Source organism: Chryseobacterium shigense, assembly GCF_900156575.1.
GTDB classification, from domain to species: Bacteria; Bacteroidota; Bacteroidia; order Flavobacteriales; family Weeksellaceae; genus Chryseobacterium; species Chryseobacterium shigense.
In genome coordinates, this window is record NZ_FTNY01000002.1 from 820591 (window position 1) to 845191 (window position 24601).

The 24601-nt window shown below is 37.4% G+C and carries 23 protein-coding genes; 16 read left to right on the forward strand and 7 right to left on the reverse strand.

Translation table 11 applies throughout. The features are described 5' to 3' along the window. The first annotated feature begins 3 nt into the window (after positions 1-3). Together BW964_RS09155 and secG are read left to right on the forward strand one after the other, a co-directional pair. Positions 4-2049 (forward strand): M16 family metallopeptidase, encoded by a 2046-nt coding sequence (locus BW964_RS09155; RefSeq protein ID WP_076506774.1) that lies wholly within the window; start codon positions 4-6, stop codon positions 2047-2049. Between the two features lie 131 nt (positions 2050-2180). Next, positions 2181-2537: a preprotein translocase subunit SecG gene (gene secG / locus BW964_RS09160; RefSeq protein WP_076506558.1), complete on the forward strand. Its 357-nt coding sequence runs from the start codon at positions 2181-2183 to the stop codon at positions 2535-2537. Between the two features lie 52 nt (positions 2538-2589). Here secG and BW964_RS09165 read toward each other — a convergent pair whose 3' ends face one another. Both BW964_RS09165 and recR read right to left on the reverse strand, forming a co-directional pair. Next, complete coding sequence (locus BW964_RS09165) at positions 2590-3429, reverse strand: glycosyltransferase family 2 protein (RefSeq protein WP_104669426.1); 840 nt, start codon at positions 3427-3429, stop codon at positions 2590-2592. Continuing rightward, a complete protein-coding gene (gene recR, locus BW964_RS09170) occupies positions 3425-4036 on the reverse strand; it encodes a recombination mediator RecR (RefSeq protein WP_076506562.1) in 612 nt (203 codons plus the stop codon). Before recR ends, BW964_RS09165 begins: the two co-directional genes overlap by 5 nt. 455 nt (positions 4037-4491) lie before the next feature. On the opposite strand from recR, the gene BW964_RS09175 reads away from it, so the two are divergent. The 5 genes from BW964_RS09175 to BW964_RS09195 all read left to right on the forward strand — a co-directional run bounded on the left by BW964_RS09175 (position 4492) and on the right by BW964_RS09195 (position 8806). Continuing rightward, on the forward strand, positions 4492-5097 hold the full coding sequence (locus BW964_RS09175; RefSeq protein WP_076506564.1) for an LURP-one-related family protein: 606 nt from the start codon (positions 4492-4494) through the stop codon (positions 5095-5097). Positions 5098-5116: 19 nt separating this feature from the next. Further along, positions 5117-5608, forward strand: coding sequence for a hypothetical protein (locus BW964_RS09180; RefSeq protein WP_076506566.1), 492 nt, complete (start codon positions 5117-5119; stop codon positions 5606-5608). A gap of 109 nt (positions 5609-5717) precedes the next feature. Continuing rightward, the gene (locus BW964_RS09185) at positions 5718-7160 is read left to right on the forward strand and encodes an aminoacyl-histidine dipeptidase (protein ID WP_076506568.1); all 1443 of its coding nucleotides are present in this window, start codon (positions 5718-5720) and stop codon (positions 7158-7160) included. 202 nt (positions 7161-7362) lie between these two features. Next, on the forward strand, positions 7363-7944 hold the full coding sequence (locus BW964_RS09190; RefSeq protein ID WP_084175742.1) for an LOG family protein: 582 nt from the start codon (positions 7363-7365) through the stop codon (positions 7942-7944). Beyond that, complete coding sequence (locus tag BW964_RS09195; RefSeq protein ID WP_076506572.1) at positions 7934-8806, forward strand: hypothetical protein; 873 nt, start codon at positions 7934-7936, stop codon at positions 8804-8806. Before BW964_RS09190 ends, BW964_RS09195 begins: the two co-directional genes overlap by 11 nt. A 79-nt stretch (positions 8807-8885) precedes the next feature. Here BW964_RS09195 and BW964_RS09200 read toward each other — a convergent pair whose 3' ends face one another. Both BW964_RS09200 and BW964_RS09205 read right to left on the reverse strand, forming a co-directional pair. Next, a complete protein-coding gene (locus BW964_RS09200) occupies positions 8886-9215 on the reverse strand; it encodes a 2Fe-2S iron-sulfur cluster-binding family protein (protein ID WP_076506574.1) in 330 nt (109 codons plus the stop codon). Between the two features lie 12 nt (positions 9216-9227). Next, complete coding sequence (locus BW964_RS09205) at positions 9228-10283, reverse strand: NAD(P)/FAD-dependent oxidoreductase (protein ID WP_073333460.1); 1056 nt, start codon at positions 10281-10283, stop codon at positions 9228-9230. A 157-nt stretch (positions 10284-10440) separates the two neighbouring features. Between BW964_RS09205 and BW964_RS09210 the strand changes: the two genes are divergently transcribed. Beyond that, positions 10441-11211 (forward strand): DUF3108 domain-containing protein, encoded by a 771-nt coding sequence (locus BW964_RS09210; RefSeq protein WP_076506576.1) that lies wholly within the window; start codon positions 10441-10443, stop codon positions 11209-11211. 272 nt (positions 11212-11483) lie between these two features. On the opposite strand, the gene pheS is transcribed toward BW964_RS09210, so the two are convergent. Together pheS and BW964_RS09220 are read right to left on the reverse strand one after the other, a co-directional pair. Further along, a complete protein-coding gene (gene pheS, locus BW964_RS09215; RefSeq protein ID WP_073333455.1) occupies positions 11484-12494 on the reverse strand; it encodes a phenylalanine--tRNA ligase subunit alpha in 1011 nt (336 codons plus the stop codon). Between the two features lie 126 nt (positions 12495-12620). Further along, positions 12621-13280: a YceI family protein gene (locus BW964_RS09220; RefSeq protein WP_076506578.1), complete on the reverse strand. Its 660-nt coding sequence runs from the start codon at positions 13278-13280 to the stop codon at positions 12621-12623. Positions 13281-13355: 75 nt separating this feature from the next. Here BW964_RS09220 and BW964_RS09225 point away from each other — a divergent pair, with 75 nt between their 5' ends. Continuing rightward, positions 13356-14291: a sulfate/molybdate ABC transporter ATP-binding protein gene (locus BW964_RS09225; RefSeq protein ID WP_076506580.1), complete on the forward strand. Its 936-nt coding sequence runs from the start codon at positions 13356-13358 to the stop codon at positions 14289-14291. 300 nt (positions 14292-14591) lie between these two features. Here BW964_RS09225 and BW964_RS09230 read toward each other — a convergent pair whose 3' ends face one another. Continuing rightward, the gene (locus BW964_RS09230) at positions 14592-14936 is read right to left on the reverse strand and encodes a zinc ribbon domain-containing protein YjdM (RefSeq protein WP_076506582.1); all 345 of its coding nucleotides are present in this window, start codon (positions 14934-14936) and stop codon (positions 14592-14594) included. 395 nt (positions 14937-15331) lie between these two features. On the opposite strand from BW964_RS09230, the gene BW964_RS09235 reads away from it, so the two are divergent. The 7 genes from BW964_RS09235 to BW964_RS09265 all read left to right on the forward strand — a co-directional run bounded on the left by BW964_RS09235 (position 15332) and on the right by BW964_RS09265 (position 24548). Then, positions 15332-16537: an RsmB/NOP family class I SAM-dependent RNA methyltransferase gene (locus BW964_RS09235; protein WP_076506584.1), complete on the forward strand. Its 1206-nt coding sequence runs from the start codon at positions 15332-15334 to the stop codon at positions 16535-16537. A gap of 204 nt (positions 16538-16741) precedes the next feature. Beyond that, positions 16742-18409: a GLPGLI family protein gene (locus tag BW964_RS09240; protein WP_076506586.1), complete on the forward strand. Its 1668-nt coding sequence runs from the start codon at positions 16742-16744 to the stop codon at positions 18407-18409. Positions 18410-18729: 320 nt separating this feature from the next. Beyond that, positions 18730-20424, forward strand: coding sequence for an asparagine synthase B (asnB, locus tag BW964_RS09245; protein ID WP_076506588.1), 1695 nt, complete (start codon positions 18730-18732; stop codon positions 20422-20424). 242 nt (positions 20425-20666) lie between these two features. Next, positions 20667-21479: a hypothetical protein gene (locus BW964_RS09250; protein WP_076506590.1), complete on the forward strand. Its 813-nt coding sequence runs from the start codon at positions 20667-20669 to the stop codon at positions 21477-21479. 139 nt (positions 21480-21618) lie between these two features. Beyond that, complete coding sequence (locus BW964_RS09255) at positions 21619-23022, forward strand: MFS transporter (protein WP_076506592.1); 1404 nt, start codon at positions 21619-21621, stop codon at positions 23020-23022. Between the two features lie 104 nt (positions 23023-23126). After that, entirely contained in the window at positions 23127-24002 is an 876-nt protein-coding gene (locus tag BW964_RS09260; RefSeq protein ID WP_076506594.1) for a pirin family protein, read from the forward strand. A gap of 234 nt (positions 24003-24236) precedes the next feature. Beyond that, positions 24237-24548 (forward strand): GNAT family N-acetyltransferase, encoded by a 312-nt coding sequence (locus BW964_RS09265; RefSeq protein WP_076506596.1) that lies wholly within the window; start codon positions 24237-24239, stop codon positions 24546-24548. The last annotated feature ends 53 nt before the right edge of the window (positions 24549-24601 follow it).

The following is a 24601-nucleotide window of genomic DNA, read 5'->3' on the forward strand; positions in this document are numbered from 1 at the left end:
CAAATGAAAAAGCAATTAACATATATAGCTGCAGCGTTTTTTTTCGCAGGAACGATTTCAGCACAAAAAATTGATCTTAACGCAATGCCGAAACCGGGACCTACTCCTGCGATCAACATTGCCAAGCCAAAAACTTTTCAACTGAGCAATGGTCTTACGGTAATGGTTGTGGAAAACAATAAATTACCTAGAGTCAACACAACCCTTTCTATGGACAGACCTCCATTCAACGAAGGAAGCGTAGCTGGTGTAAGCTCTATCATGGCTGAACAGTTTGAAAACGGAACAACCAATGTAAGCAAAGAGGATTTCAACAAAAAAGTAGATTATCTGGGAGCTAACCTAAGCTTTTCTTCAAATGGTGCTTTTGCTAACTCTCTTTCAAAATATTTCCCGGAAGTACTAAGCTTAATGGCAGACGCGATCATCAATCCTAAATTCTCTGCCGAAGAAATTCAGAACTCAAAAGAAAGAGCTTTAGAGGGATTGAAATCTGAAGAGAAAAATGCTTCTGCAATTGCCTCCAAGGTTTCCAATGCCTTAATGTATGGTAAAAATACATCAAGAGGAGAATTTGAAACTGTAGCGTCTATCAACAAAATTCAATTGGCTGACGTACAAAATGTTTATAAAAAATATTACGCTCCGGACAATGCTTATTTGGTAATTGTAGGTGATGTGAAATTTGACCAGGTAAAATCATTGGTTGAAAAAGCGTTCAGTGGATGGAAAAAGGCTAACACGCCTATCGTTCCTCTTGAACCATCAGCTAATGTTGCTAAAACTGAAATTAATATTGTAGATGTACCTTCTGCGGTGCAGTCTGTAGTTTCAGTGAACAACCTGAACAATCTTAAAATGAAAGATCCTAACTATTTCGCAGCTACGATGGCCAACTACATCCTGGGCGGAGGCGGTGAAGCGAGACTTTTCATGAATCTTCGTGAGAAAAACGGATTTACATACGGAGCATACTCAAGCCTGAGTGCAGATAAATATTCTTCTGATTTCTCTGCCACTGCAAGTGTGAGAAACGAGGTGACGGATAAAGCAGTTAAGGAATTCATGAATGAACTTAATGCCATTACTACGGTAAAACCTGAAGAACTGGAAAATGCAAAAGCTAAACTGAAAGGTTCTTTCATCATGTCATTAGAGAAACCTGAAACCATTGCAAAATTTGCTTTAAATCAAAAAGTTCAGGACCTCCCTTCTGATTTCTATACCAATTACTTAAAATCAATTGATAAAGTAACGGCGGCAGATATTTCCAATGCTGCAAAAGCTAACATTTTACCTAACCAAAGCAGAATTTTTATCGCTGGTAAAGCTGCTGATATTTCTGAAGGACTGGAAAAATTAGGATATCCTGTAAAATATTTTGATAAAGAAGCCAATCCGGTTACCAAACCAACTGCACAAAAGGTGGATGCCGCTGTGAGTGTTTCTTCTATCGCTGATAAATACATCAACGCCATTGGAGGAAAGGCTAATATTGCCAAGATTACCTCTTTTGTGATGAACGCCTCGATGTCAATGCAAGGTCAGAATATTGATTTTAAAATCTCTAAGGCTCAAGGCGGTAAAGAATTAACCACCGTAACTGCAATGGGACAGGTTGTTCAGAAGCAGGTTTTTGACGGAAAGCAGGGGTATTCCGAGCAAATGGGTCAGAAAGTTGAGATGAAGCCAGAACAAATCGCTGAAAAACTTAAAAACACTGAACTTTTTGAAGAACTTGGTTTTGCAAAATCTCAGGATTATAAAGTGGCCGGAATTGAAAAAATCGGTGGTGAAGATTCTTATGTGATTAAAGGAAAAGACACTACTTACTATTACAGTGTAAGCACAGGCCTGAAAACCGGAGAAACCAAAACGGTAAAAGCACAGGGACAGGAAATCACAGTGCCTACGACCTTCTCTAATTATAAAGAGGTAAATGGCGTAAAAATGCCATTCACCATCTCGATTAATCAAATGGGTATGGACATGACAATGACTGTAAAATCATACGATGTGAATCAGGCTAAAGATGCTGATTTTAAATAAAAACACTGTTTATTACAGAAAAAACGGCAGCATGGGCTGCCGTTTTTATTTTTAATAACATTTACGATGATCTTCTTTGTCATTCGATAAAAAAAGATTAAATTTGCCCATTCAAAAAGATATCAAAATTAATGGATACTATATTTATACTATTGATGGTTCTTGTTATGATCGCCAGCATCTTATTGGTAATCATCGTTATGGCTCAAAATCCTAAAGGAGGAGGCCTTTCCAGTACTTTCGGAGGCGCATCACCTGCACAGTTTGGAGTACAGAGAACCAATGATTTCATGGAAAAAGCAACATGGACTCTTGGCGCAGTAATCATCGTTCTTATTCTTATAAGCGTTGTGATCACCGGTAAACCTACAACAACAGCTCCGGCACAGCAGCCCGTAAAAAAAGAAGCTCCGGCTCCAACTAAGCAATCTGCTCCCGCAGCGACTACCAATGCTCCGGCTCAGGTACCTGCAGCTCCGGCTAAATAATAACAGACCTATCTTATATACAACAAAAGCAGTTCAAATTTGAACTGCTTTTTTATTTTAGTTTAATCTTCTCAATCTTATGGCGGAGTTTCAGTCCTGCTTTTAAAAATGAATATTGCATCGGCTTGGATTCTCTGTAATATTTATCGATAAAGATCTGCATCGCACCATAAAAACGGTCAAGATACACTTCATCTTTAATGGTACTTTCTCCTTTATGATGGAGAATAGAAGCCGCACCATAATAATAGTTTTTAAAGCCATTTCTCAACAGCGTGTAACAAAGGTCGATATCTTCACCATACATAAAATAGGTTTCATCAAGACCTCCGATTTTCTGATAAACGTCTTTTTTTATCAATAAAAATGCTCCCGTAACCACCTCTACTTCTGCCACCGCATGCTCATCAATATCGCTTCTGTAGTAAGACTTTGTATTGCTTCTTTTAAAATTCGTAAACAGTTTTTCAAAAGAATTAAACATATCCGGCACAGAGCGTTTACTTTCAGGAAGAAAAACACCTTCCGCATCATGCATTCTTATACCAAGACCTCCAAAATGCGGCCTAGAATCTGCGAAATCCAGAATATCTTTCATGTAAAATCCTTCCAGTTCGGTATCAGGATTCAAAAGAAGAACATAGTCTCCGGTTGCTGTTTTTATAGCTTTATTGTTGGCAATAGCAAAACCTTCATTCTGTTCTGAAGAGATAAAACGGACTTCAGGGAATTCCGGAATAAGGTCGCGCCAGGAAGCGTCTGTAGATGCATTATCTATTACAATTACTTCATAGTCCTCTCCCTTTGTATATTTCTCAACAGACAAGAGACAGTTTCTCAACAGTCTGGTCACATTATAATTAACAATAATTATCGACAGCTTCATATTAATCTTTTTCGTTGTAGGGTAATCTGTTGATAATAGACCTTCCCAGAGACACCTCATCTGCATATTCCAGTTCATCTCCCACTGAGATTCCTCTTGCAATACTTGAGAAATTCACGTTGAAGTTTTTAAATTTTTTGTAAATATAATACGCAGTGGTATCCCCTTCCATCGTAGCGCTCAATGCGAAAATAAATTCTTTCACCCCGCCCTGGCTGACTTTTCTTTCAATGCTTGAAATATTCAGCTGGTTGGGGCCTACACCTTCCATTGGAGATATCTTTCCGCCCAGGATGAGATATTTTCCTGTAAACTTTCCTGTATTTTCAATAGCAATCACATCACGTACATCTTCAACAATGCAGATCACCTCACTGTTTCTTTTTTCATTGCTGCAAATCTCACAGACCTCAAAATCTGAAAAATTGTGACATTCTTTGCAGTATTTTATCTCGTTGACAAGATTGATTAATGAGCTTCCGAGACTTACCGCTCTGGAATTGGGTTGTTTTAACAGATGCAGGGCTAATCTTAACGCTGTTTTTCTGCCAATCCCCGGCAGCCCCGAGATTTCGTCTACGGCTTTTGCTAAAACTTTACTAGGGTAATCCATAGATACAAAAATAAGGAATATTGTTGAGAGTTCGTGCGGGTTTCGGTGTAGAGTGCTGGAGCGTTGGAGGGTTTTAGAATTTCGGAATGTGGGGTTAGTGGTTTAGGTTTAAATTACCCATTTTAAATAATGAGCTAGACTATTAAAGGGTTTTTGATTTGCAAATCCCAAAATATTGAATGTATGACAAATATCTGACGACTGAGGCTCCCGAAACCATCAGCGGTAATGTCTGTAATCTTATGTCTGGCATCTAAACTCTTGGTTCTTGGCTCTTAAATTTCTCATTCACCTTTCCCTTGCAGAGCAAAATTTACCATTTCCTTTTTTCCAACCCAAATACAAGCCTCAGTCTAAAGTCTCGTGTCTCATATCTGATGTCTAATTTCTGATCCACCCCATCATTCTAAAAAAACCTCTATCTTTGGGGTTCTAATATGAAAAAAATAAACTAAATGGTACTTAAAAATCTAAACTATCCTCTAGATTTCAAATTCAAAATCTCTACGTTAGCAAGTGATTTCAATATTACTGACAAAAACGGAAGCTATGTAGCGTATGTGCGTCAAAAAATGTTCAAACTAAAGGAAGATGTAATTGTTTTCAATGACGAAAGTAAATCTAAAGAGCTCTTCAGAATCAAAGCCAATCAATGGATTGATTTCAATGCTTCTTATTCTTTAAATGATCTTGTCGACAACAAAAACTACGGAAGACTAGCCAGAAAAGGTATGCGCTCTATCTGGAAAGCAAGCTATGATATCCTTGATTCCAATGACCAGCCGAAATTTAAAATTCAGGAAGACAGTGCATGGGTAAGATTCTGGGATGGTTTTGTAGGAGAAATTCCTTTGATCGGAATGTTTACAGGTTATTTCCTTAATCCTTCATACACCGTGACAGGAACTGACGGAAAAGCCTATTTTAAAATGAAAAAAATGCCTTCATTCTTCGGAAGAAGATTCCAGCTTGACAGAATGATCGATATTAATGACGAAGACGAAAGTTTGGTCGTCTTATCATTATTGATGATGGTTCTTCTGGAAAGAGCAAGAGGCTAAAATAATAAAAAAGCAGACAATGAAATATCTAATCATTTTCTTTTCAGCGCTTCTTTTGACCGCCTGTAAAAAAGATAAAGAAACCGTTCAAAGTTCCGCTTCTGCGGATTCTTTAAATCTTGTCAAAGATTCTGCAAAAACAGAAACAACAACGGGAAAGGTACTGGTAGACATCATCCCTTTTCCAAAAGAAATCAAAGAATGCTCGTGCTATTTCGCAAGAAATAAGGCTGATTTTGAGGCAGAGAAATACATCTATGCTGACGATGCCGGAAAAACCGCCTATATGAAACTCGATGGCAAAAGACTGGCCATGAATCTGATTTCATCAAGCGATATGGAGGTAGATGAAGAACTCACCAAAGAGATTGAAACCGACAATTACAAAATCTCCATAAAAGGTAAAAAAATAAAGCACGAAGAAGCTTTGTTATTCGAAGGTACACTCACGATTGAAAAACCGGATGGTACTGTAGAAACAATGCCTATTTATGGTGAATGCGGATGTTAGAAAAACAAAGGGGTAATTTTGCCTTTTTGTCCTGATACGACCTATAAAAAATGCTTCCAGATTCACGGAAGCATTTTTTATTTTGTAATTTTGATAAAAATAAAAGTTCATGGAATTATCTAATATAGAACCGCAGATTATCTGGAAAAATTTCTCCAAATTAAATGCAGTTCCAAGACCGTCTAAAAAAGAAGAAAGAGTCATTGCTTTCATCAAAGAGTTTGGTGAAAACTTAGGATTGGAGACTACTGTAGATGAAGTAGGAAATGTTATTATCAGAAAACCGGCTACTGCAGGGATGGAAAACCGCAAATCTATTGTCCTTCAGTCGCATCTTGATATGGTATGCCAGAAGAACAACGATGTCAGCTTTGATTTCGATACAGAAGGCATCAAAATGGAAGTGGACGGAGACTGGGTAAAAGCAAAAGGAACTACTCTGGGAGCTGATAACGGTTTAGGAGTGGCAACCATTATGTCTATTCTTGAAAGTTCAGATATTCCTCATCCAGCTCTTGAAGCCCTTTTTACGATCGATGAAGAAACAGGAATGACGGGTGCTTTAGGTTTAAAACCAGGGCAGTTGACAGGAGAAATTTTATTAAACCTGGATACAGAAGAAGATGACGAGATTGATATCGGCTGTGCAGGGGGTGTAGATGTGACGATTACGCAAAATTACGCAACAGAAGCAGCTAAAGGACAAACCGTGAGAATTGAAGTGAAAGGACTTCAGGGAGGACATTCAGGAATGGATATCCACAAAGGTTTCGGAAACTCCAATATTATTTTGGGAAGACTTCTTTACAGCGGTTTGGAAAAGCAGAACATCCAATTGATCTCTGTTGACGGAGGTGGATTGAGAAATGCTATTCCAAGAGAAGGTTCAGCGTTGATTTCTGTGAGAAATGCTCAGGAATTTATCGAAGCGGCAACTGCTCTTAAAAAAGATATCTTAGAAGAATTGGCGACCGTAGAACCGGGTCTGCATATCCATATTGAAAACTCCACGACTTCCGACCAGGCTATTTCAGAAGAAGATTCAAAAAAGATCATTCTTACTTTAAAATCTCTTCACAATGGCGTGTACAGAATGAGTCCGGATGTTAAAGATCTTGTAGAAGCATCCAACAATGTGGCAAGAGTAGAATTAAAAGAGGGAGCTCTTAAAATTTTGAACCTTACCAGATCATCTGTTGACTCCTCTAAATATTCTGTGGCAGAGCAGTTGAAATCTGTGTCGGAATTAGCAGGAATGAATGTTGAGTTCAGTGGTTCTTATCCTGGATGGAAACCAAAACCGGGTTCTGAAATCGTACAGCTGATGGAGAAAATCTACACCGAAAAGTTTGGCGAAAAACCTCATGTCGTTGCTTGTCATGCAGGACTGGAATGTGGGATCATCGGAGCCAATTATCCGGCAATGGAAATGGTAAGCTTAGGACCTACGATCAGAGGAGCACACTCTCCGGATGAGAAAGCGAATATTCCTTCTGCTCAGAAATTCTGGAGTTTCACTAAGGATATTTTAGCGAATATTCCTTTAAAATAAAAAGATAAAATTGCTATATTGAATATCCAAAGTCGTATGATTTTGGATATTTTTAATTTGAACCATTAAGGTTTTTACTAAGTCGTTAAGATGATTTAAGAATGCACAGGCTTTAGGCTTAAAAATATCTTTGATATTTTACTTTTCTTAATCACTTCATTGATCTTAATGGTTTGAAAATGATGTAACAATATTTAAAATAATGAAAAGTATAACAGTATTCTGCGGATCAAGTTTCGGTACAGATGATATTTTTAAAGACCAGGCTTTCCTGCTTGGACAGACGCTAGCCCAACAACACATACAACTGATCTACGGCGGGGCAGATGTCGGTTTGATGGGAGCTGTGGCAGACGGAACCTTGAGCGAAGGAGGAAAGGCCATAGGCGTTCTCCCCCACTTCCTGCAATCCAAAGAAATTGCCCATAAAAACCTTACCGAGCTTATCATCGTAGAAACGATGCACGAAAGAAAAACAAAGATGAATGATTTCTGCGATGGCGTAATTGTTCTTCCCGGGGGCTATGGAACCCTTGAAGAGTTTTTTGAAATGATCACCTGGGCGCAGCTTGGACTTCATACAAAACCTATCGGGATTTTGAATATTAATGGGTTTTATGATGATTTAATAAGACTGGTGCAGACCATGGTGGATAAAGGCTTTTTAAAGCTGGTGAATCGTGATATGCTTTTGATAAGCGGTAGTATTGATGAGCTTCTGGAGAAAATGAGAAATTATGAGGCACCTACTGTAGGGAAATGGATTTCTAAGGATGAAGTTTAAGAATAAAAAATATCAAAATATGTATGAAACTTTCTTAACCATTTTAAATGAATATTCATCTCAAGGTCACATAGAAATCCTGCATAGAGGATTTGACAAAGTTTATGCATTTAAAAAATTTAACTTAAACACGGATTATAACTCAATAGAACAATTTGGTGAAAGGCTATTCTTCTTTGGTGAAAAATCAAAATATTTTGAGATTGAAAAGTATGATTTAGAAATAAAACTAGATGATATATCTAAAACAATTTTTGAAAAACTTTTTGATATCTTTTCAAACTTAGATTTCGATTCTATCTCTCCTTTGTTTTATGAAAATAATAAAGATGTTTGCAGATATTTCTCAGTAAATAATCAAGATGAATTTATTCAAAATATTATGTCTTTAGACGAAAAATGTCGAACCTATATGAGAAATTATTATTCATCAATCCTTCATCAATTAGATAATAATGATTTAAAAAAGGAATCATTTTTCGTTTCCAGTTCATCCGAATTTTCACAAGCTAATTATTTTTCATTCGGGAAAAAGGGAATTGTTATTAACTTTTGGAATTGGAAATCTAAAGAACATAAATGTAATTTTGATAACATACCATATTTTGATGGAGTCCCTTTTCCCAATGAAAACGAAACCTCTGTTTTTGGTGCTATTTTCCCACATTACATTTATTCTTTTGAACATGATGGTCAACTATATATTAATCCTGCATTGTTTGATGAAAAAGAATTAGAAATAATTTTATATACTGGATTTGAGATTGATCAAACGGATTTTAAAAATAAATTACAAAAAATGACTTCTTACAAATCATATTTAGAAAATGATAACGATGAATTTACAGAAAAGAATTTATAATAACATATATAAAAAAAACCTCCCGAAGAAAATCTTCAGGAGGTTTATATATTAACTTAAAACTTAAATTAAATATTTTCTAAGGATAAGGAGCAATGGCTACTTCAAGACCTTCCATAGCATCCATCATATGCAGCTGGCATCCCAGTCTGCTGTTTTCTTTTACATGGTAAGCTTCCGCAAGCATCGCATCTTCTTCATCGCCCATCGGCTCAAGGCCCGGATCAGTGATCACATATACCTGACATGAGGCGCACATCGCCATTCCTCCACAAACTCCAATGGTTCCCTCTTCCGCCAATTCATAAGAACGGATGATCTCCATCAGGTTCATAGACATATCTGTAGGGGCTACAACATCATGGGTTACCCCCTCCCGATCGGTGATCTTTATATTAATATCTGACATAATAATGCAAAATTAGTCAATTTTTTTCACAACTGCCTTTTCTGCTTCTTTACGGCTACCGTCAAATCCGTCTACACCGCTTACGGTTGTATATTTAAGTACAAATTTCTTCCCTGGATTCAGTCTGTTATAAACACTCTGACACATTAAAGTTGCTTCGTGGAAACCACAAAGAATCAGCTTCAGTTTTCCGGGATACGTATTGATATCTCCAATAGCATAGATCCCGTCAATATTCGTTTGATAATCAAGTGCATTGTTAACCACAATTGCATTTTTCTCGATATTCAATCCCCAGTTTCCGATTTCGCCCAATTTTGGAGTCAGTCCGAATAAAGGAATGAAATAATCCGTTTCAATATCGAATGCTTCCTGTCCTTCAATTTCTACTGTAATGGCTTCAACTTTCCCGTCTCCTTTGATTCCGGTAACTTCAGCAGGTGTAATTAATTTAATTTTCCCCTGATTTTTAAGATCCTGAACTTTTTCCACTGAATCCAAAGCTCCTCTGAATTCGTTTCTTCTGTGGATCAAGGTCACTTCACTGGCCACATTGGAAAGGAAAACACTCCAGTCCAGTGCAGAGTCACCTCCTCCGGCGATCACTACTTTTTTGTTTCTGAAATGTTCTGGTTCTTTCACGAAATACTCAAGACCTTTCTCCTCGTAAGCAGCTACATTTTCGAAAGTAGGCTTTCTAGGTTCAAAAGTTCCCAGTCCACCCGCAATCGCAATCGCTTTACATCGGTGAACAGTTCCTTTGTTGGTGATCACTTCAAACCATTCATCATCTACCTTTGTATAAGAAACGGCTGTTTCTCCCAAAGTGAATCCCGGCTGAAACTGCTTGATCTGCTCCATCAAATTATCAACTAATTCTCCTGCATTCACAGAAGGATATCCCGGAATATCGAAAATAGGTTTTTTCGGATAAAGCTCAGCTAGCTGTCCTCCTGGCTGGGGAAGTGCATCAATAATGTGACACTTCATTTTTAATAAACCTGCTTCAAAAACAGCAAAAAGCCCGGTAGGTCCGGCTCCTATGATCAATATATCAGTGGTTATCATAATAAAAAGATAATTTAATTATACATGTAACTGCAAATTTACTAATTTTAATGCGAAGCCTATTTAATTGATTCTAAATAAAAACCTGAGATTTATCAAATCCCGGTCAATTCAATAGAATCTTAAATTTGGCAGTGTTTTTGTTAAATGTCATATCATGAAGAAAATTTTGAGTTTTTTTGCAATATTTACGTTCCTGCTGAGCTACGCTCAGATCGATAATATTGCTGATGGTGAATCTATTACATTCAGAATCCACTATGGAATCCTGAATGCGGGAACCGCCAATCTTACAACCAAAAAAACCACCTATATGGGGGCTCCTCACCTCTATGTAAAAGGAACAGGAAAGACTACAGGCGCCGTTAAAGCCTTCTTTAAAGTAGAAGATTTATATGAAAGCTTCATCAATACAGATACCGGTCTTCCAAGCTTTTATGTTCGAAATGTAAGGGAAGGGAACTATCGCCAGCATTTTGAAACGGTTTTCAATCACGATAACCATACATTGATATTAACTGACAAAAAAACACCCGCCAACGGTTCAAAGGTGATTAAATCGGTAAAAGGAGTTCAGGATATGCTTTCCTGCTTCTATTATCTGAGAAGCAAAAGTACCAGTGAACTGAAAGTAGGAACGGTGATCAATATGAATGTATGGATTGACGATGAAATGTTTCCGTTTCAGCTGAAAGTAACAGGGATGGAGGATCTTAAAACCAAATTTGGAACCATCAACTGTCTGAAGATTATCCCGTCTGTAAAAAGCGGAAGAGTTTTCAAGGAAAAAGAAGGGGTAACAATGTGGGTGACCAATGATGCCAATCATATTCCAATGCTTTTGCAGGCTGAACTGGCTGTTGGCTCATTAAAAGCGAGTATCGATGATCTTAAAAATGTAAAATATCCTTTAAAATACCTTAAGTAAAAAGCCGATAATCCGTCTTTTTAACTTCAAAAAAAATGCTGGCAAAAATTTGTTAGCATTTTTTTATTTCCCGGTGTAATATATGGTCCTGATGGATTGTCTTATTAATAACAGCAGGCATACTAATAACATGACTTCACATGATCGTCGTATGTCCCTATAAATAAGACAATACACGTTGTAAATTTTTCAATAGAATCGTTTTTAATTACGTTTTGTTTCTTAGGTCAGTAATTAAAAACAATAACCTCCGGAAATTCCGGAGGTTATTTTTATAGTGATTTAAACTGTTCTAAAGTTCTGATATCATTTTCGAAGAACATTCTGATATCGCTCATCTGGTAAAGAAGCATGGTAATCCTCTCAATCCCCATTCCGAAAGCATATCCTGAATATTTCTCAGCATCGATATTGACATTTTTCAGTACGGCAGGATCTACCATTCCACATCCCATGATCTCAAGCCAACCTGTTCCTTTTGTGATTCTGTAATCGGTTTCTGAATTTAATCCCCAATAAACATCAATCTCAGCACTAGGCTCTGTAAAAGGGAAATAAGAAGGTCTCATTCTGATTTTGGATTTTCCGAAAAGTTCAGTAGTAAAGAACTGAATCGTCTGCTTAAGATCTGCAAAGCTTACATTTTCGTCAATATATAATCCTTCAATCTGATGAAATATACAGTGTGAACGTGAAGAAATGGCCTCATTTCTGAATACTCTTCCCGGAGAAAGAATTCTGATTGGCGGCTGGTTTTCTTCCATATACCGAATCTGTACAGAAGAAGTATGCGTTCTTAAAAGGATATCAGGGTTCTGTTCAATAAAGAAAGTATCCTGCATATCTCTTGCCGGATGGTATTCAGGAAGATTAAGAGCTGTAAAGTTATGCCAGTCATCTTCTATCTCCGGACCGTCGGCTACTGCGAAACCTATTGATTTGAAAATCTCAATAATCCTATTTTTCACCAGATTGATCGGGTGTCTGGACCCAAGATCCAAAGGAAAAGCCGGTCTTGTAAGATCTTCTTTTTCTGTGATAATAGCAGACTGGGAAGAATCTTTAAGATTCTCCAATTTTCCTGCTACCGCCTGTTTCAAAGAATTGATCTTCTGTCCGAATTCTTTTTTCTGGTCGTTTGGTACTTCTTTAAATTTTTCAAAAAAATCATTCAGAACACCTTTTTTACCATTATACTTAATTCGGAAGTTTTCAATTTCCTCTTTAGACGTAGCATTGAAGCTGTTTACTTCGGTAAGTAGTTCTTCTATCTTTTCTATCATTGTTTTACCCTTTCAAAATGTTTTGCAAAAATACGTTTTTTAAGTTTAATAATGAATCTGTGATAAAAAAATCTGCCCCTTTATGGGAGGCAGACTTCAATCACTTATTTCACTTAAATAAAAAAATTATTTCTTTTCTAAAGCTTTAACGTTGATCTGAAGAGTCACCTCATCCTTGATCACCCCGTTGGCAGCAGGAGCCTGGAATTTTACACCAAACTCTTCTCTCTTAATATCCTTTGGCTCAGTAGCGACACTTACTACTCCATCTTTTACAGAAACATTAGCCTTAAACTGAACCGGTTTTGAAATGCCTTTGATCGTTAAATTACCATCAAGAAGGGTATTATAATCACCTTCTGTAGCCGGGGTCACTTTTGTAATTTCAAAAGATGCCGTAGGAAATTTTTCCACTTCAAAGAAATCACCACTTTTAAGATGACCGTTTAATTTACCTAACTGCTCAGCATCATTCTTTAAATCTTCAGACGTTAGAGAACCCATATCAGCAACAAATTTTCCGCTTTCAAGTTTTCCTTCTTTTACCGTCACGTCACCACTTTCAAACTTAATGGTTCCGAAATGGCTTGTGCTTTCAGACTTGAATACTTTATATCCTTTCCACTCCACTTTACTGTTCAGTGTATCCAGTGTATACTGGTTCCCGTCTTTTGTAGTCGCTACTTCATTGCTTTCGCTGGTAACAGGTTTGTCTTTTTTACAAGAAACCATTACCGCTGCCACCAATAAAGCAGGAATAGCTAAAGAAAACAGTTTTTTTCTCATTTTTGATATATTTTTATTACTTCTGCTAATATAATAAAAAATTTTATTTTTTCATAAAAACCTTACATTTGTATTATGCTTTTAGAAATAAACAATTTATATTTTTCCCACAACAAAGATAATCCCCTGTTTCAGAACCTTAATCTGGGTTTTGAAGAAGGCAGAATCATTGCACTGGCGGGAGAAAGCGGATGTGGAAAATCTACCATGCTGAACCTTATCTATGGACTTCTCGACTGGGAAAGTGGTGAAATCGTTTTTAACGGAACGAAGCTTTTGGGACCCAAAGGAAATCTTGTTCCCGGAGAAGCTGAAATGAAATTGGTAGCTCAGAATTTTGACCTCATGCCGTATGCAACGGTGGCTGAAAATGTAGGAAAATTCATTTCTAATATCCATCTAGCCAAAAAAAAAGAAACGGTCATGGAACTTCTGGAAGTGGTAGGACTTCAGGAATTCGCTCACACCCTTCCTAAATATTTGAGTGGAGGACAACAGCAAAGAGTGGCCATCGCCAGAGCCCTTTCTGTATTACCCAAACTTCTCATTTTAGATGAACCTTTCAGTAATCTGGATTTTCCAAGAAAAATAGAACTTCGGGAAAGACTTTTCAGGTATGTGAAACAACATCAGATTTCCCTGATTATTTCAACCCATGAACTTCAGGATATTATGCCCTGGCTGGATCAGATTGTTATTTTAAAAGACGGAAGACTGATTCAGAATGACAGTCCGGAAGAAACTTACAAGCATCCTTATAATTCTTATGTAGCGAAACTTTTTGGAGAAGTTAATATTTTCAGTGAAGAAGAAAAGACTGCATTTCAACTGTCTAAATTTTCATATTATCCTAAAGAAATAAAAATTTCCGACAATGGTATTGATGCCGAACTTCTTGAAAGCAGATTTGCAGGCAACCATTACTGGAACAAGATCAAAGCATACAATAAAGAACTTATCCTTTATACAGACGAAAAGGTGGAAGGGAATATTAAAATTTCGTTGGTTTAACATCTCAGAAAAGAAGATATATCGATCTCCTGAGAACCCCTTTGCCATTGAGTAAGACTTAGAATCTAAAATCCGTAACTCCTACATTCACTTATACTTATTACCAATATCCGGGTAAAAAAAAGTACAAATATAAGAAGCCGTTTAAAACTTTTTCTTACATTTGTACTTCCACAGCATAAGGAAATTTTTGGTTAATTCTCTTTCTGCCCTAAGACGGACATTAGCACATCCCTGCAATTAAGTCTTTGAAAGATTACACTGTCCAATCTTTTCCTTTCTTTATTTTTCGCAATAAGCCTACGCTTTCTTTACAAACTCAGATTTCAAAGCCATAGAACCAAAACCATCAATTTTACAGTCGATATTATGATCGCTATCGGGTCTTAAACGGATATTTTTCACTTTAGTCCCCGCTTTCACAGGTTTGGGAGCTCCTTTTACAGGAAGATCTTTAATTACTACTACAGAATCTCCGTCCTGAAGCTCATTCCCGTTCGAATCCAAAATTTTCCCTTCACCAGCTGTTTCAGCAGCCGTCTCTTCAGGACTCCATTCATAAAAACACTGTGAACAGGTCATCATATTATCTGTTGGATAGGTAAACTCAGAGCTGCATTTCGGGCAAAGTACAGTATCACTCATATTTTTGATTTTTGCAAAGGTAAGATTTTTGGGATAAAGGGAAATTGTTGGCTTTATATTTCAGACTTCAGATAGCAGACTTAGATTAATATTTGAAAATGTCAATGGGGAATTTTGCTTTGCAAGTGAAGAATGAATGATGGATGCCAGATTGTAGACATCAGATTTCCCACAAATTTCGGGATATGTATTCACCGTTCCGAAGAGTTTCTTGTTCCAGAACCCCGAAACACGCCTCCAAAACTCATAACTCATAACTCATAACTCATAATTTATAACTCTCTTACTCTAAAACCCAACCCCCAAAAAACCATCAACGCTCAAACTCCTCAACCCAATCCTCAACTCTCAACTATAATTCGTACTTTTGCAGATTCAAACAGCGAAGCAAATTTATGGAACTTATTCACAGAAACTTAGCGATCGGAATTCACGATGCTTTACAGGAAACATTTTTCGAGAAAAATAAATACGCCGATAAGGTGATCGAAAGACTATTAAAAGCCCACAGAAAATGGGGAAGCCAGGACAGAGCCGTTGTTTCTGAGATTTTCTATAATATTATCCGCTGGAAAAAACGTCTTGAATACTATATGGGTGAGGGGGTAAAACCTACCAACATCTATAAACTGATTATGGCCTATCTGCTTTGGAGCAAGACCAATTATAAAAAGTTTGAGGAATTCGACGGAATCAAGATCGCTGATATTCTTACCAAGCTTAAAAAGAATACCGTTCCTACAAAAGCTATCGAGCATTCTATTCCTGAATGGCTGGCTGAAACTTTAGAAAAAGAATTAGGACCGGGTTGGGAAAAAGAAATGCATGCTTTAAATGAGCAGGCTCCGACGGTACTAAGAGCAAACAGCTTAAAAACAACTCCGAAAGAGCTAATTTCTGACCTTTCTGACGAAGGTGTTGTAGCTTACACGGTAAGAAATTACCCGGATGCTGTACAGCTTGAAGAAAAGAAGAATGTTTTTCTTACGACAGCTTTTAAGGAAGGTTTATTTGAGGTTCAGGATGCTTCTTCACAGAAAATAGGATATTTCCTTGATGTAAAAGAAGGACAGAGAGTAGTAGATGCGTGTGCGGGTGCAGGAGGAAAAACACTTCACCTGGCTGCATTGATGGGAAATAAAGGTCAGATCGTAGCTTTAGATATTTTCGAATGGAAACTGGCTGAACTGAAGCGTCGTGCCAAGAGAGCAGGAGCACACAATATCGAAACCCGTATGATTTCTGATAACAAAGTGATCAAACGTCTTCATGATAAAGTAGACAGACTTCTGATTGATGCCCCATGTTCAGGACTTGGTGTCTTAAAAAGAAACCCGGACAGTAAGTGGAAAATTGATCAGGACTTTATCGACAGAATCAAAAAAGAGCAGCAGCAAATCCTTCAGGATTATTCAAAAATGCTTAAAGTAGGTGGAAAAATGGTCTATGCGACATGTTCGATCTTACCCTCTGAAAATAATTTACAGGTAGAAGAATTTTTGAAAAGCAACCCGGGATACAAAATGGTCAAAGATGACAAAGTAATGCCTAGTCAGGGTTACGATGGATTCTATATGGCGTTGATTGAAAGAGTTTCTTAATACAACATCGATATAAAAACATACAGCTGCTCTATTTCAGGGCAGCTTTTTTTTGTTGAAAACTTCCATAACCTATAAGTTTTTGAAAATAGTATAGAGTCGTCTGTAACATCTCAGACACTAATCCCTACTCATCGTACAGTAACCGTTTTTAAAGCTCTTAAAACTGATCATAGATAGTATCTTTGCAGAAAACCTGTCCCTATGTATATAAAAAACCTATTCAACTTCTTTGCATTATTCTTCTGCTGTCTTGCGTATGCGCAGACCTATGAGATCCGATACACCAGCTCTTACAATGGAAAAGTTCTTACAGAGCAATCCCCTACTCTTGTCTGGGCAGATGCAAAAGAGAATTTTATTCTGAATAATACGATCCGGGAGCAGAAAAGTGATTATCCATATGAAATTACCAAGGTCGAGAAACCTTTCAATACAGTTGTTTCCTATGCTTTCCTGAAACCGGGAGAAATTATCTCTTCTTCAGATGCAGAATCCATCGGAAAACAATCTTTTGAATTAACCAGTGAAACGAAAAAAATCCTAGGATACACCTGTAAAAAAGCAGTGACAAAAATAAACTCCAATACGATAGAAGTTTGGTACACCAATGATTTAAAGATCAATGGTGGCCCCTCTGTGTTAGGGCAAAATTTAGGTTTTGTTTTAGAGATTGAAAGAAATAAAAATTCACTGATCACTGCCACCTCAATCAAAAAAATTAAAAAAACAGATATTGATTCTATCTTAAAAGGTTCAATACAATCTACCGATCTTTTAGGATATAAGGATCTTCTTTGGAAAAGCCGTTTTACCACATTGAAGGTTTTTGAAAATGAAACAATCAATTTTTCTGATGAATCAAAATCGACTGAAAATGTTAAAAAATATGCTAACGGAACCATTATCCTAAAAAAAATAAAATTCCCTGCGATCAAAGAAGGTGAAAATATTTTTGTTGAAGTTAAGCAACAATCCAACGGTGATGCCTACGATAGAACCGGAACCGTATTTTTTATTCCTCAGGATAAGGCTTCTTCTTTTTTTGACGGACTGGAGAAAGGGGCTAAAAAACTTCCTGCTTATGAGAATGGAAACGGAAAACAGTATTATGGGGTAACAACAACTGAAAATTACAGTCCTGCTGTAGAAATGATGCGTTTTTTTACCGCTTTCGGAATTCAGAAATTCAATCATATCCAATTAAAAGGAAAAGACTGGCAGACTGTTAGCCCCTACCGTCAGGATATTACGGAACTTAAACCTTCTCTTTCCGAAAAAGAACTCTGGGTAGGAGCTTTCATCGGGAATTACGATAAAGGTGGTCATAAGGTAAGCCTTGAGATCACGATCCATAAAAGTGATCAGACGGTGTACAAAAACAATACGGCCATTCCCCTTTTCAATACCTTAAACATTATGGAAATGGCCGGTCAGGATTATTCAACGATGTTCGATAAGGATAAAGGTCTTTTTGTAGAATTTACCTTAACAAAAGATCTGAAGAATGCTCAGCTCAGATATATTACCACAGGCCATGGAGGCTGGGAAAACGGCGATGAATTTGTTCCTAAAGCCAATTCTATACTGTTAGACGGAAAAATGGCATTTTCTTTTATTCCGTGGAGGTCAGACTGTGGTTCTTATCGATTGTACAACCCTGCATCGGGTAACTTTCCGGACGGACTTTCTTCCTCAGACCTCAGCAGATCCAACTGGTGTCCGGGGACCGTTACCAATCCTAATTTCATTCCCCTTGGAGATCTGAAAGCAGGAAAGCATACCCTACAGGTGAAGATCCCTCAGGGAGCCTCAGAAGGCACAAGTTTCAGTTCCTGGAATGTCTCCGGAGTCTTGCTTGGGTCCCAATAAAACAAAACCTTCTTGCAAAGAGAATTGCAAGAAGGTAAAAACACAAATGATGAAAAAAAATTATTTCGAGCGACAAAGTAAGGGCTAAAATTCATATAATAAATTACCATATATTATTAATTATTTCATTTTAATTTTGTATAGAATGATAAGAGCATTAATCGCCCGGCGAAAAAAATTAATTAAATACGTGATTATTGACTCAAATAGTTAATAATATTCTTTAAAATAAATTATTAAGTTAAAAATATTAACTTTTATTTATTTTTTATTGTTATTTTTAAACATCAAAGCTAATTTTGTTTCAAATAAGTAACAATATGTGTGGAATAGTATGTTTGTTTGACGCCAAACAAAAGACCGAAATATTAAGACCTCAGGTTTTAGAAATGTCAAAAAAAATCCGTCACCGAGGCCCGGACTGGAGCGGTGTATTTCAGGATGACAAAGTCGTGTTCTCTCACGAGAGACTGGCAATTGTAGATCCTACTTCAGGAAAACAGCCTTTATTTACCAAAGACGAAAAAGTAGTTTTGGCGGTAAATGGAGAAATTTATAACCATAGAGAATTAAAAGAAGAGTTTCCCGATTTTGAATTTCAGACTCAGTCGGATTGTGAAGTGATTCTGGCCCTGTATAGAAAATATGGCAAAGACTTTCTTGAAAAGCTTAACGGAATTTTCGCATTTGCTCTTTACGATATAGAAAAAGGAATCTATCTGATCGCCCGTGACCATATGGGTATCTGCCCTCTTTATCAGGGATGGGATAAAAACGGAAACTTCTATGTGGCTTCTGAATTAAAGGCACTGGAGGGAATTTGTAAAACCATTGAAACCTTCCTTCCGGGACATCTTTTATACAGCCCTGACGGTTCTGAGCTTCAGCAGTGGTATCAAAGAGACTGGGAAAGTTTCGACAACGTAAAAGATAATGAAACCAATATTTCTAAAATAAGAAAAGGCCTTGAAGACGCAGTTCACAGACAGCTGATGAGCGACGTTCCTTATGGCGTTCTTCTTTCCGGAGGGTTGGATTCATCTGTAATTTCAGCGGTTACGGCAAAATTTGCAAGACAAAGAGTGGAAAGTGGAGATACCCAGGAAGCCTGGTATCCGAGACTTCACAGTTTTGCTGTAGGACTGGTAGGATCTCCTGACCTGGCAGCAGCGAGAAAAGCAGCTGACCATATCGGATCTGTACACCATGAAGTAAATTTCACCGTTCAGGAGGGACTGGATGCAGTGCGTGACGTGATCTATCACCTGGAAACTTACGATGTAACCACCATTAGAGCTTCTACCCCGATGTATCTTTTGGCAAGAGTCATCAAATCTATGGGCATCAAAATGGTGCTTTCAGGAGAAGGTTCAGACGAACTGTTCGGAGGATACTTATATTTCCACAAAGCTCCTAATGCGAAAGAATTCCATGATGAGACGGTAAGAAAACTAGGTAAGCTTCATTTATATGATTGCTTAAGAGCCAACAAAGCATTGATGAGCTGGGGAATTGAAGGAAGGGTTCCTTTCCTTGATAAAGAATTCATGGACATTGCCATGAACGTTAATCCAAAGGACAAAATGATCAACGTTGCAGAAGGAAAAATTGAAAAATGGGTCTTAAGAAAAGCGTTTGAAGATGTTCTTCCGGAATCTATTGTCTGGAGACAGAAGGAACAGTTTTCAGATGGTGTGGGATATTCATGGATCGATACCTTAAAAGAGGTTGCCGAAAAAGAAGTCACTGATGAAATGATGACCAATGCAAGATTCAGATTCCCGCTGAATACCCCTCAGAATAAAGAAGAATACCGTTACAGAACTATTTTCGAAACCCATTTCCCAAGTGAAACGGCCGCCGCAACAGTGCCTTCAGTACCTTCAGTAGCGTGCTCCACCCCTATCGCTCTGGAATGGGATGAAGCTTTCAAAAAAATGAATGATCCAAGCGGAAGAGCAGTGAAAGTGCATGACACCAGTTATGAATCATCAGATTCGGGATTAGTGTTGTAGTATTTGAAAGGTATCTTTTTTAGACATCGGTTTCAAATAGCAATTCGTCTAGCCTGATCTCTAACTTTCTGCATCTGACTTCTAATGTCGAGCTTGGAATGTTAAAAATTTTATCAATCCTGTAGCAATACAGGATTTTCTTTTGAATAAACGTTAATAATATAATATAATTTAACTGACAATCAAAAATAATATCCAAGAAATAATTATATTTGGACAACGAAAATATCAATTATAAAAAAATGAGAAGAAATCTTACTGTTTTATTTGCCTTACTATCCATCAGTTTTGCTTTTGGACAGGGAAAATATGGCAAATACTTAAATTCAAAAAAGCTTGCTTTATCTTATAAGACTGTAAAAGATCAGGATAAGGATGACTATTATCAGCAGTTCTACTGGCTGGTAAAAGCAGAGCAGCTTAAAACGTATCCTCACCTTAAAGATGTAAAACCTATTGTTTTATATGAGTTCGTGAAAAAAGTAAATCCTCAGAATCCTACCAAAAAATTAGATGAGAGAGGAAAAGAACTTAGAGCCACTGCTGAATTATCTTTAAATCAGTATTTTAAGAATAAGAAATTCGAAAACAATTCGGTTTTGATGTACAATCTCGAAACCTATGTAGATCCATCCAAAGGACAGTTCTATACGAAAGTAGATCCTGAAAAGATCAAAGAACTGGTTCCTAAAGAATTGTTTGCCTTCAACTCTTTAAACAGAAATTTGGGAGAAGAAAAAACATATTATTTATGGATCAACAAGAAAAAAGATGACTTAAACATCATAGACATCATTCCTAACGAAAAAGAAGACAAAGACTTTTACGTAAGATTAAAACAATACCTTCCAGGCTATAAATTCTCAAAATATGTCCCTACTGTGAAAAAAGGGAACAAATCAGACAAAACGGATATCGATTATTATTACATCATGCCGTTCGAACAGAACACTGATAACATCGAGTATAAAACAAAAGATTTCAAAACGTTCATCTTAAGCCAGTACAGAAAAGCCGGCAACGAATGGAAAGGAGTAGAAAAACCTAGAAAATAAATTGAAAAGTCCTGTGAAAATTCACAGGACTTTTTTAATTTTATACTAAATTCTTCATCTAAGATTCAGACTGTTTAAAAACAGTAATTTCTTACCCATAAATAAATCTGGAAGTCTAACGATTTCCAGTCTACAACGAATGACAGAAACAAGCCCGCAACCAACCTCTGTAAAAAAAATACTTCCATTAATTCTGGCCACGGCTATTTTTATGCAGATGCTGGATTCTACGATTCTGAACACTTCCCTGCCCTCTATTGCCAGGGATCTTCATGAATCTCCACTCAATATGCAGAATGCCATTATCAGCTATGTTCTGACTCTGGCGGTTTTTATGCCTGCCAGCGGTTTTTTGGCAGACCGCTTTGGAACAAAAAAAGTATTTATTTTCTCTTTGATCCTTTTTAGCTTAGGTTCGCTCTTCTGTTCCATGTCACAGAATCTTACCCACCTGGTAATTTCGAGGGTCATTCAGGGCGTCGGGGGAAGTTTGATGACCCCTGTAGGAAAACTGGCGTTGATTAAAACCTTTGACAAAAGTGAATTACTGAAAGCGATGAACTTCGCCATTATTCCGGCACTGATCGGGCCTGTACTTGGGCCGTTGGTTGGAGGCTATATGGTAGACTACCTTTCATGGCACTGGATTTTCCTGATCAATATTCCGATTGGAGTTTTAGGCATTATCCTGGGACTGAAATATATGCCCGATTACAAATCCACGGATGTTGATTTCGATTTAAAAGGATTTCTCATTTTTGCTGCTGCATCCCTTCTGTTGTCTATTTCACTGGAACTCTTCGGAGATATGCAGAATATAAGTCCCGTCCTTTTTGTATTTATTCTTGGCTTTTTATTTCTTTACTATTATTACAAACATGCAAGAAGAGGAGGAAATCCGATTTTCCCTTTAGACCTTTTTCAGGTAAGAACTTTCCGCGTGGGCATTGTAGGAAACCTGGCCACAAGACTCGGAATCAGTTCTGTTCCTTTATTGCTTCCGCTAATGATTCAGATTGCCTATAAACAGTCGGCCGTAACTTCAGGATGGATCATTGCTCCGATGGCTCTGACTGCCATATTCGGGAAATCGTCCGTCATTAAAATTTTAGATAAATATGGCTACCGGCAGACATTAATGGTGAATACCTTCATCATCGGAACCCTGATCTGTCTTCTCGCCATTCCGGATATCTATACTTCTTTATACTGGTTTGTGCCCATCATTGCCATACTTGGGTTCTTCAACTCAATCCAGTTTACTTCCATGAATACCATTTCCATTGCGGATTTAAGAAACTTCCAGACCAGCAGCGGAAATTCACTGATATCCGTTAATCAGCAGCTGGCTATCGGATTTGGAATTGCTTTCGGGCTTATTGTTTTAAAATTATTTGAAAATTCAGATTTTATTGAAGGCGAAATTCACAATGCTTTTCGTTACACTTTTCTTACCGTGGGAATATTAACTATTATTTCAGGTTTTGTTTTCAGAAGGCTTCATATTTCAGATGGGAAGAATATGCAATCTAAGGAAGATTAATTCCCAGTTGTATTCCTTCTATTTCTCCTTTTACCGAACTTAACACAGATCAATGTACCTGATTTCTTGCTGCCGTATTTTTGTTATATAAAATTCACAATAGTATGACAGCGAAAAGAGTAGAAATCGTAGTATCTCCAAAACCGGCCCATTTTGTAGGGGATGGTTTTAGGGTTCATAATTTTATACCAGGGGTACAGGGATTGGACATGAAAAGAATGGACCCGTTCATTATGCTTGATTATAATTCAAAATTCCACTTCAACGGTTCTGAAACACCAAGAGGTGTAGGCGTCCATCCTCACAGAGGCTTTGAAACCGTAACGATAGCTTATCAGGGTAAAGTAGAACATCATGACAGCGCCGGAGGAGGCGGAGTTATTGGCGAAGGAGACGTACAGTGGATGACTGCAGCAAAAGGAGTGCTTCACAAAGAATACCACGAAACCGAATGGTCTAAAAAAGGCGGAATTTTTCAGATGGTCCAGCTGTGGGTCAATCTGCCTGCTAAAGATAAAATGAGCTGTCCGAAATACCAGGCTATAGAAAATTCGTCTATGGAACGTGTTGATTTGGGCGAAAACGGTGTTGTAGAAGTTATTGCAGGAGAATACAACGGACACCATGGTCCGGCAGATACTTTCACACCTTTGAATATGATGAATGCTAAGTTGAAAGCAGGAGGCAAAGCTGAGTTTAGCTTTCCGGCCCGTTTTAATACGGCTGCATTGGTGATTGAAGGAAGTATTACGGTGAATGGAGAGGAAAAAGCACCAGCAGATCACCTTGTCTTATTTAAAAATGAGGGCGATACGTTCAGTATTGAAGCTCTTGAAGACTCTATAGTATTGATCATCAGCGGAGAACCAATCAATGAACCGATTTATCCTCACGGACCTTTCGTCATGAATTCGAGAGAAGAAATTATGCAGGCTTTTGAAGATTTTAATACCGGAAAGTTCGGTTACCTGGAAGATTAGCAGAATTAAATTTATCTTAATCTTACATTCTTCCTTTTTTATTAACTTTATCTAATAGTGTTTTGTGAAACGCACAGATGAAAACAATTGATTCTATTGAAATTTTAAGGCTGAAGTTAAACCTTATAGGTTTTAAAAGCCTATAAGGTTTGGCTAAATGCTTTAAAAAAAAGTAAATATTTAAGATTCAATTCATCTTTACGATTTGCTGACATTTTTATCCTCTAAAAATTTATGAAACCAGAATTTGAAAATATACCTCTTGTAAAAGCAGCAACAAGATTTGAAATAGAAATCAACGGACATTTTGCATTGATCGATTACCGCGAAATGGGTGACCAGATCGCATTGGTACACACCGAAGCCGAGCCTGAACTCGCTGGAACCGGGGCTGCGATCGCTGTTGTAGAAAAAACATTAACCTATATTGAAGAAAACGGAAAAAAACTCCTTCCCTTCTGCCCTTATGTTTTTGCCTATATCAAGAAACATCCGGAGTGGAAACGTATTGTTGATGAAAAATTTGAAGGATACGACAAACTATAGCCCTTCAACAATGTATTTCATCCATTTATAAACAGAATTCAAAAACACTACTT

Excerpts from the sequence above, each read along its gene's own strand:
- BW964_RS09155 (WP_076506774.1), top strand. The coding sequence starts at position 4 with ATGAAAAAGCAATTAACATATATAGCTGCAGCGTTTTTTTTCGCAGGA.
- secG (WP_076506558.1), top strand. The coding sequence starts at position 2,181 with ATGGATACTATATTTATACTATTGATGGTTCTTGTTATGATCGCCAGC.
- recR (WP_076506562.1), bottom strand. The coding sequence starts at position 4,036 with ATGGATTACCCTAGTAAAGTTTTAGCAAAAGCCGTAGACGAAATCTCG.
- BW964_RS09175 (WP_076506564.1), top strand. The coding sequence starts at position 4,492 with ATGGTACTTAAAAATCTAAACTATCCTCTAGATTTCAAATTCAAAATC.
- BW964_RS09180 (WP_076506566.1), top strand. The coding sequence starts at position 5,117 with ATGAAATATCTAATCATTTTCTTTTCAGCGCTTCTTTTGACCGCCTGT.
- BW964_RS09185 (WP_076506568.1), top strand. The coding sequence starts at position 5,718 with ATGGAATTATCTAATATAGAACCGCAGATTATCTGGAAAAATTTCTCC.
- BW964_RS09190 (WP_084175742.1), top strand. The coding sequence starts at position 7,363 with ATGAAAAGTATAACAGTATTCTGCGGATCAAGTTTCGGTACAGATGAT.
- BW964_RS09195 (WP_076506572.1), top strand. The coding sequence starts at position 7,934 with ATGAAGTTTAAGAATAAAAAATATCAAAATATGTATGAAACTTTCTTA.
- BW964_RS09200 (WP_076506574.1), bottom strand. The coding sequence starts at position 9,215 with ATGTCAGATATTAATATAAAGATCACCGATCGGGAGGGGGTAACCCAT.
- BW964_RS09205 (WP_073333460.1), bottom strand. The coding sequence starts at position 10,283 with ATGATAACCACTGATATATTGATCATAGGAGCCGGACCTACCGGGCTT.
- BW964_RS09210 (WP_076506576.1), top strand. The coding sequence starts at position 10,441 with ATGAAGAAAATTTTGAGTTTTTTTGCAATATTTACGTTCCTGCTGAGC.
- pheS (WP_073333455.1), bottom strand. The coding sequence starts at position 12,494 with ATGATAGAAAAGATAGAAGAACTACTTACCGAAGTAAACAGCTTCAAT.
- BW964_RS09220 (WP_076506578.1), bottom strand. The coding sequence starts at position 13,280 with ATGAGAAAAAAACTGTTTTCTTTAGCTATTCCTGCTTTATTGGTGGCA.
- BW964_RS09225 (WP_076506580.1), top strand. The coding sequence starts at position 13,356 with ATGCTTTTAGAAATAAACAATTTATATTTTTCCCACAACAAAGATAAT.
- BW964_RS09230 (WP_076506582.1), bottom strand. The coding sequence starts at position 14,936 with ATGAGTGATACTGTACTTTGCCCGAAATGCAGCTCTGAGTTTACCTAT.
- BW964_RS09235 (WP_076506584.1), top strand. The coding sequence starts at position 15,332 with ATGGAACTTATTCACAGAAACTTAGCGATCGGAATTCACGATGCTTTA.
- BW964_RS09240 (WP_076506586.1), top strand. The coding sequence starts at position 16,742 with ATGTATATAAAAAACCTATTCAACTTCTTTGCATTATTCTTCTGCTGT.
- asnB (WP_076506588.1), top strand. The coding sequence starts at position 18,730 with ATGTGTGGAATAGTATGTTTGTTTGACGCCAAACAAAAGACCGAAATA.
- BW964_RS09250 (WP_076506590.1), top strand. The coding sequence starts at position 20,667 with ATGAGAAGAAATCTTACTGTTTTATTTGCCTTACTATCCATCAGTTTT.
- BW964_RS09255 (WP_076506592.1), top strand. The coding sequence starts at position 21,619 with ATGACAGAAACAAGCCCGCAACCAACCTCTGTAAAAAAAATACTTCCA.
- BW964_RS09260 (WP_076506594.1), top strand. The coding sequence starts at position 23,127 with ATGACAGCGAAAAGAGTAGAAATCGTAGTATCTCCAAAACCGGCCCAT.
- BW964_RS09265 (WP_076506596.1), top strand. The coding sequence starts at position 24,237 with ATGAAACCAGAATTTGAAAATATACCTCTTGTAAAAGCAGCAACAAGA.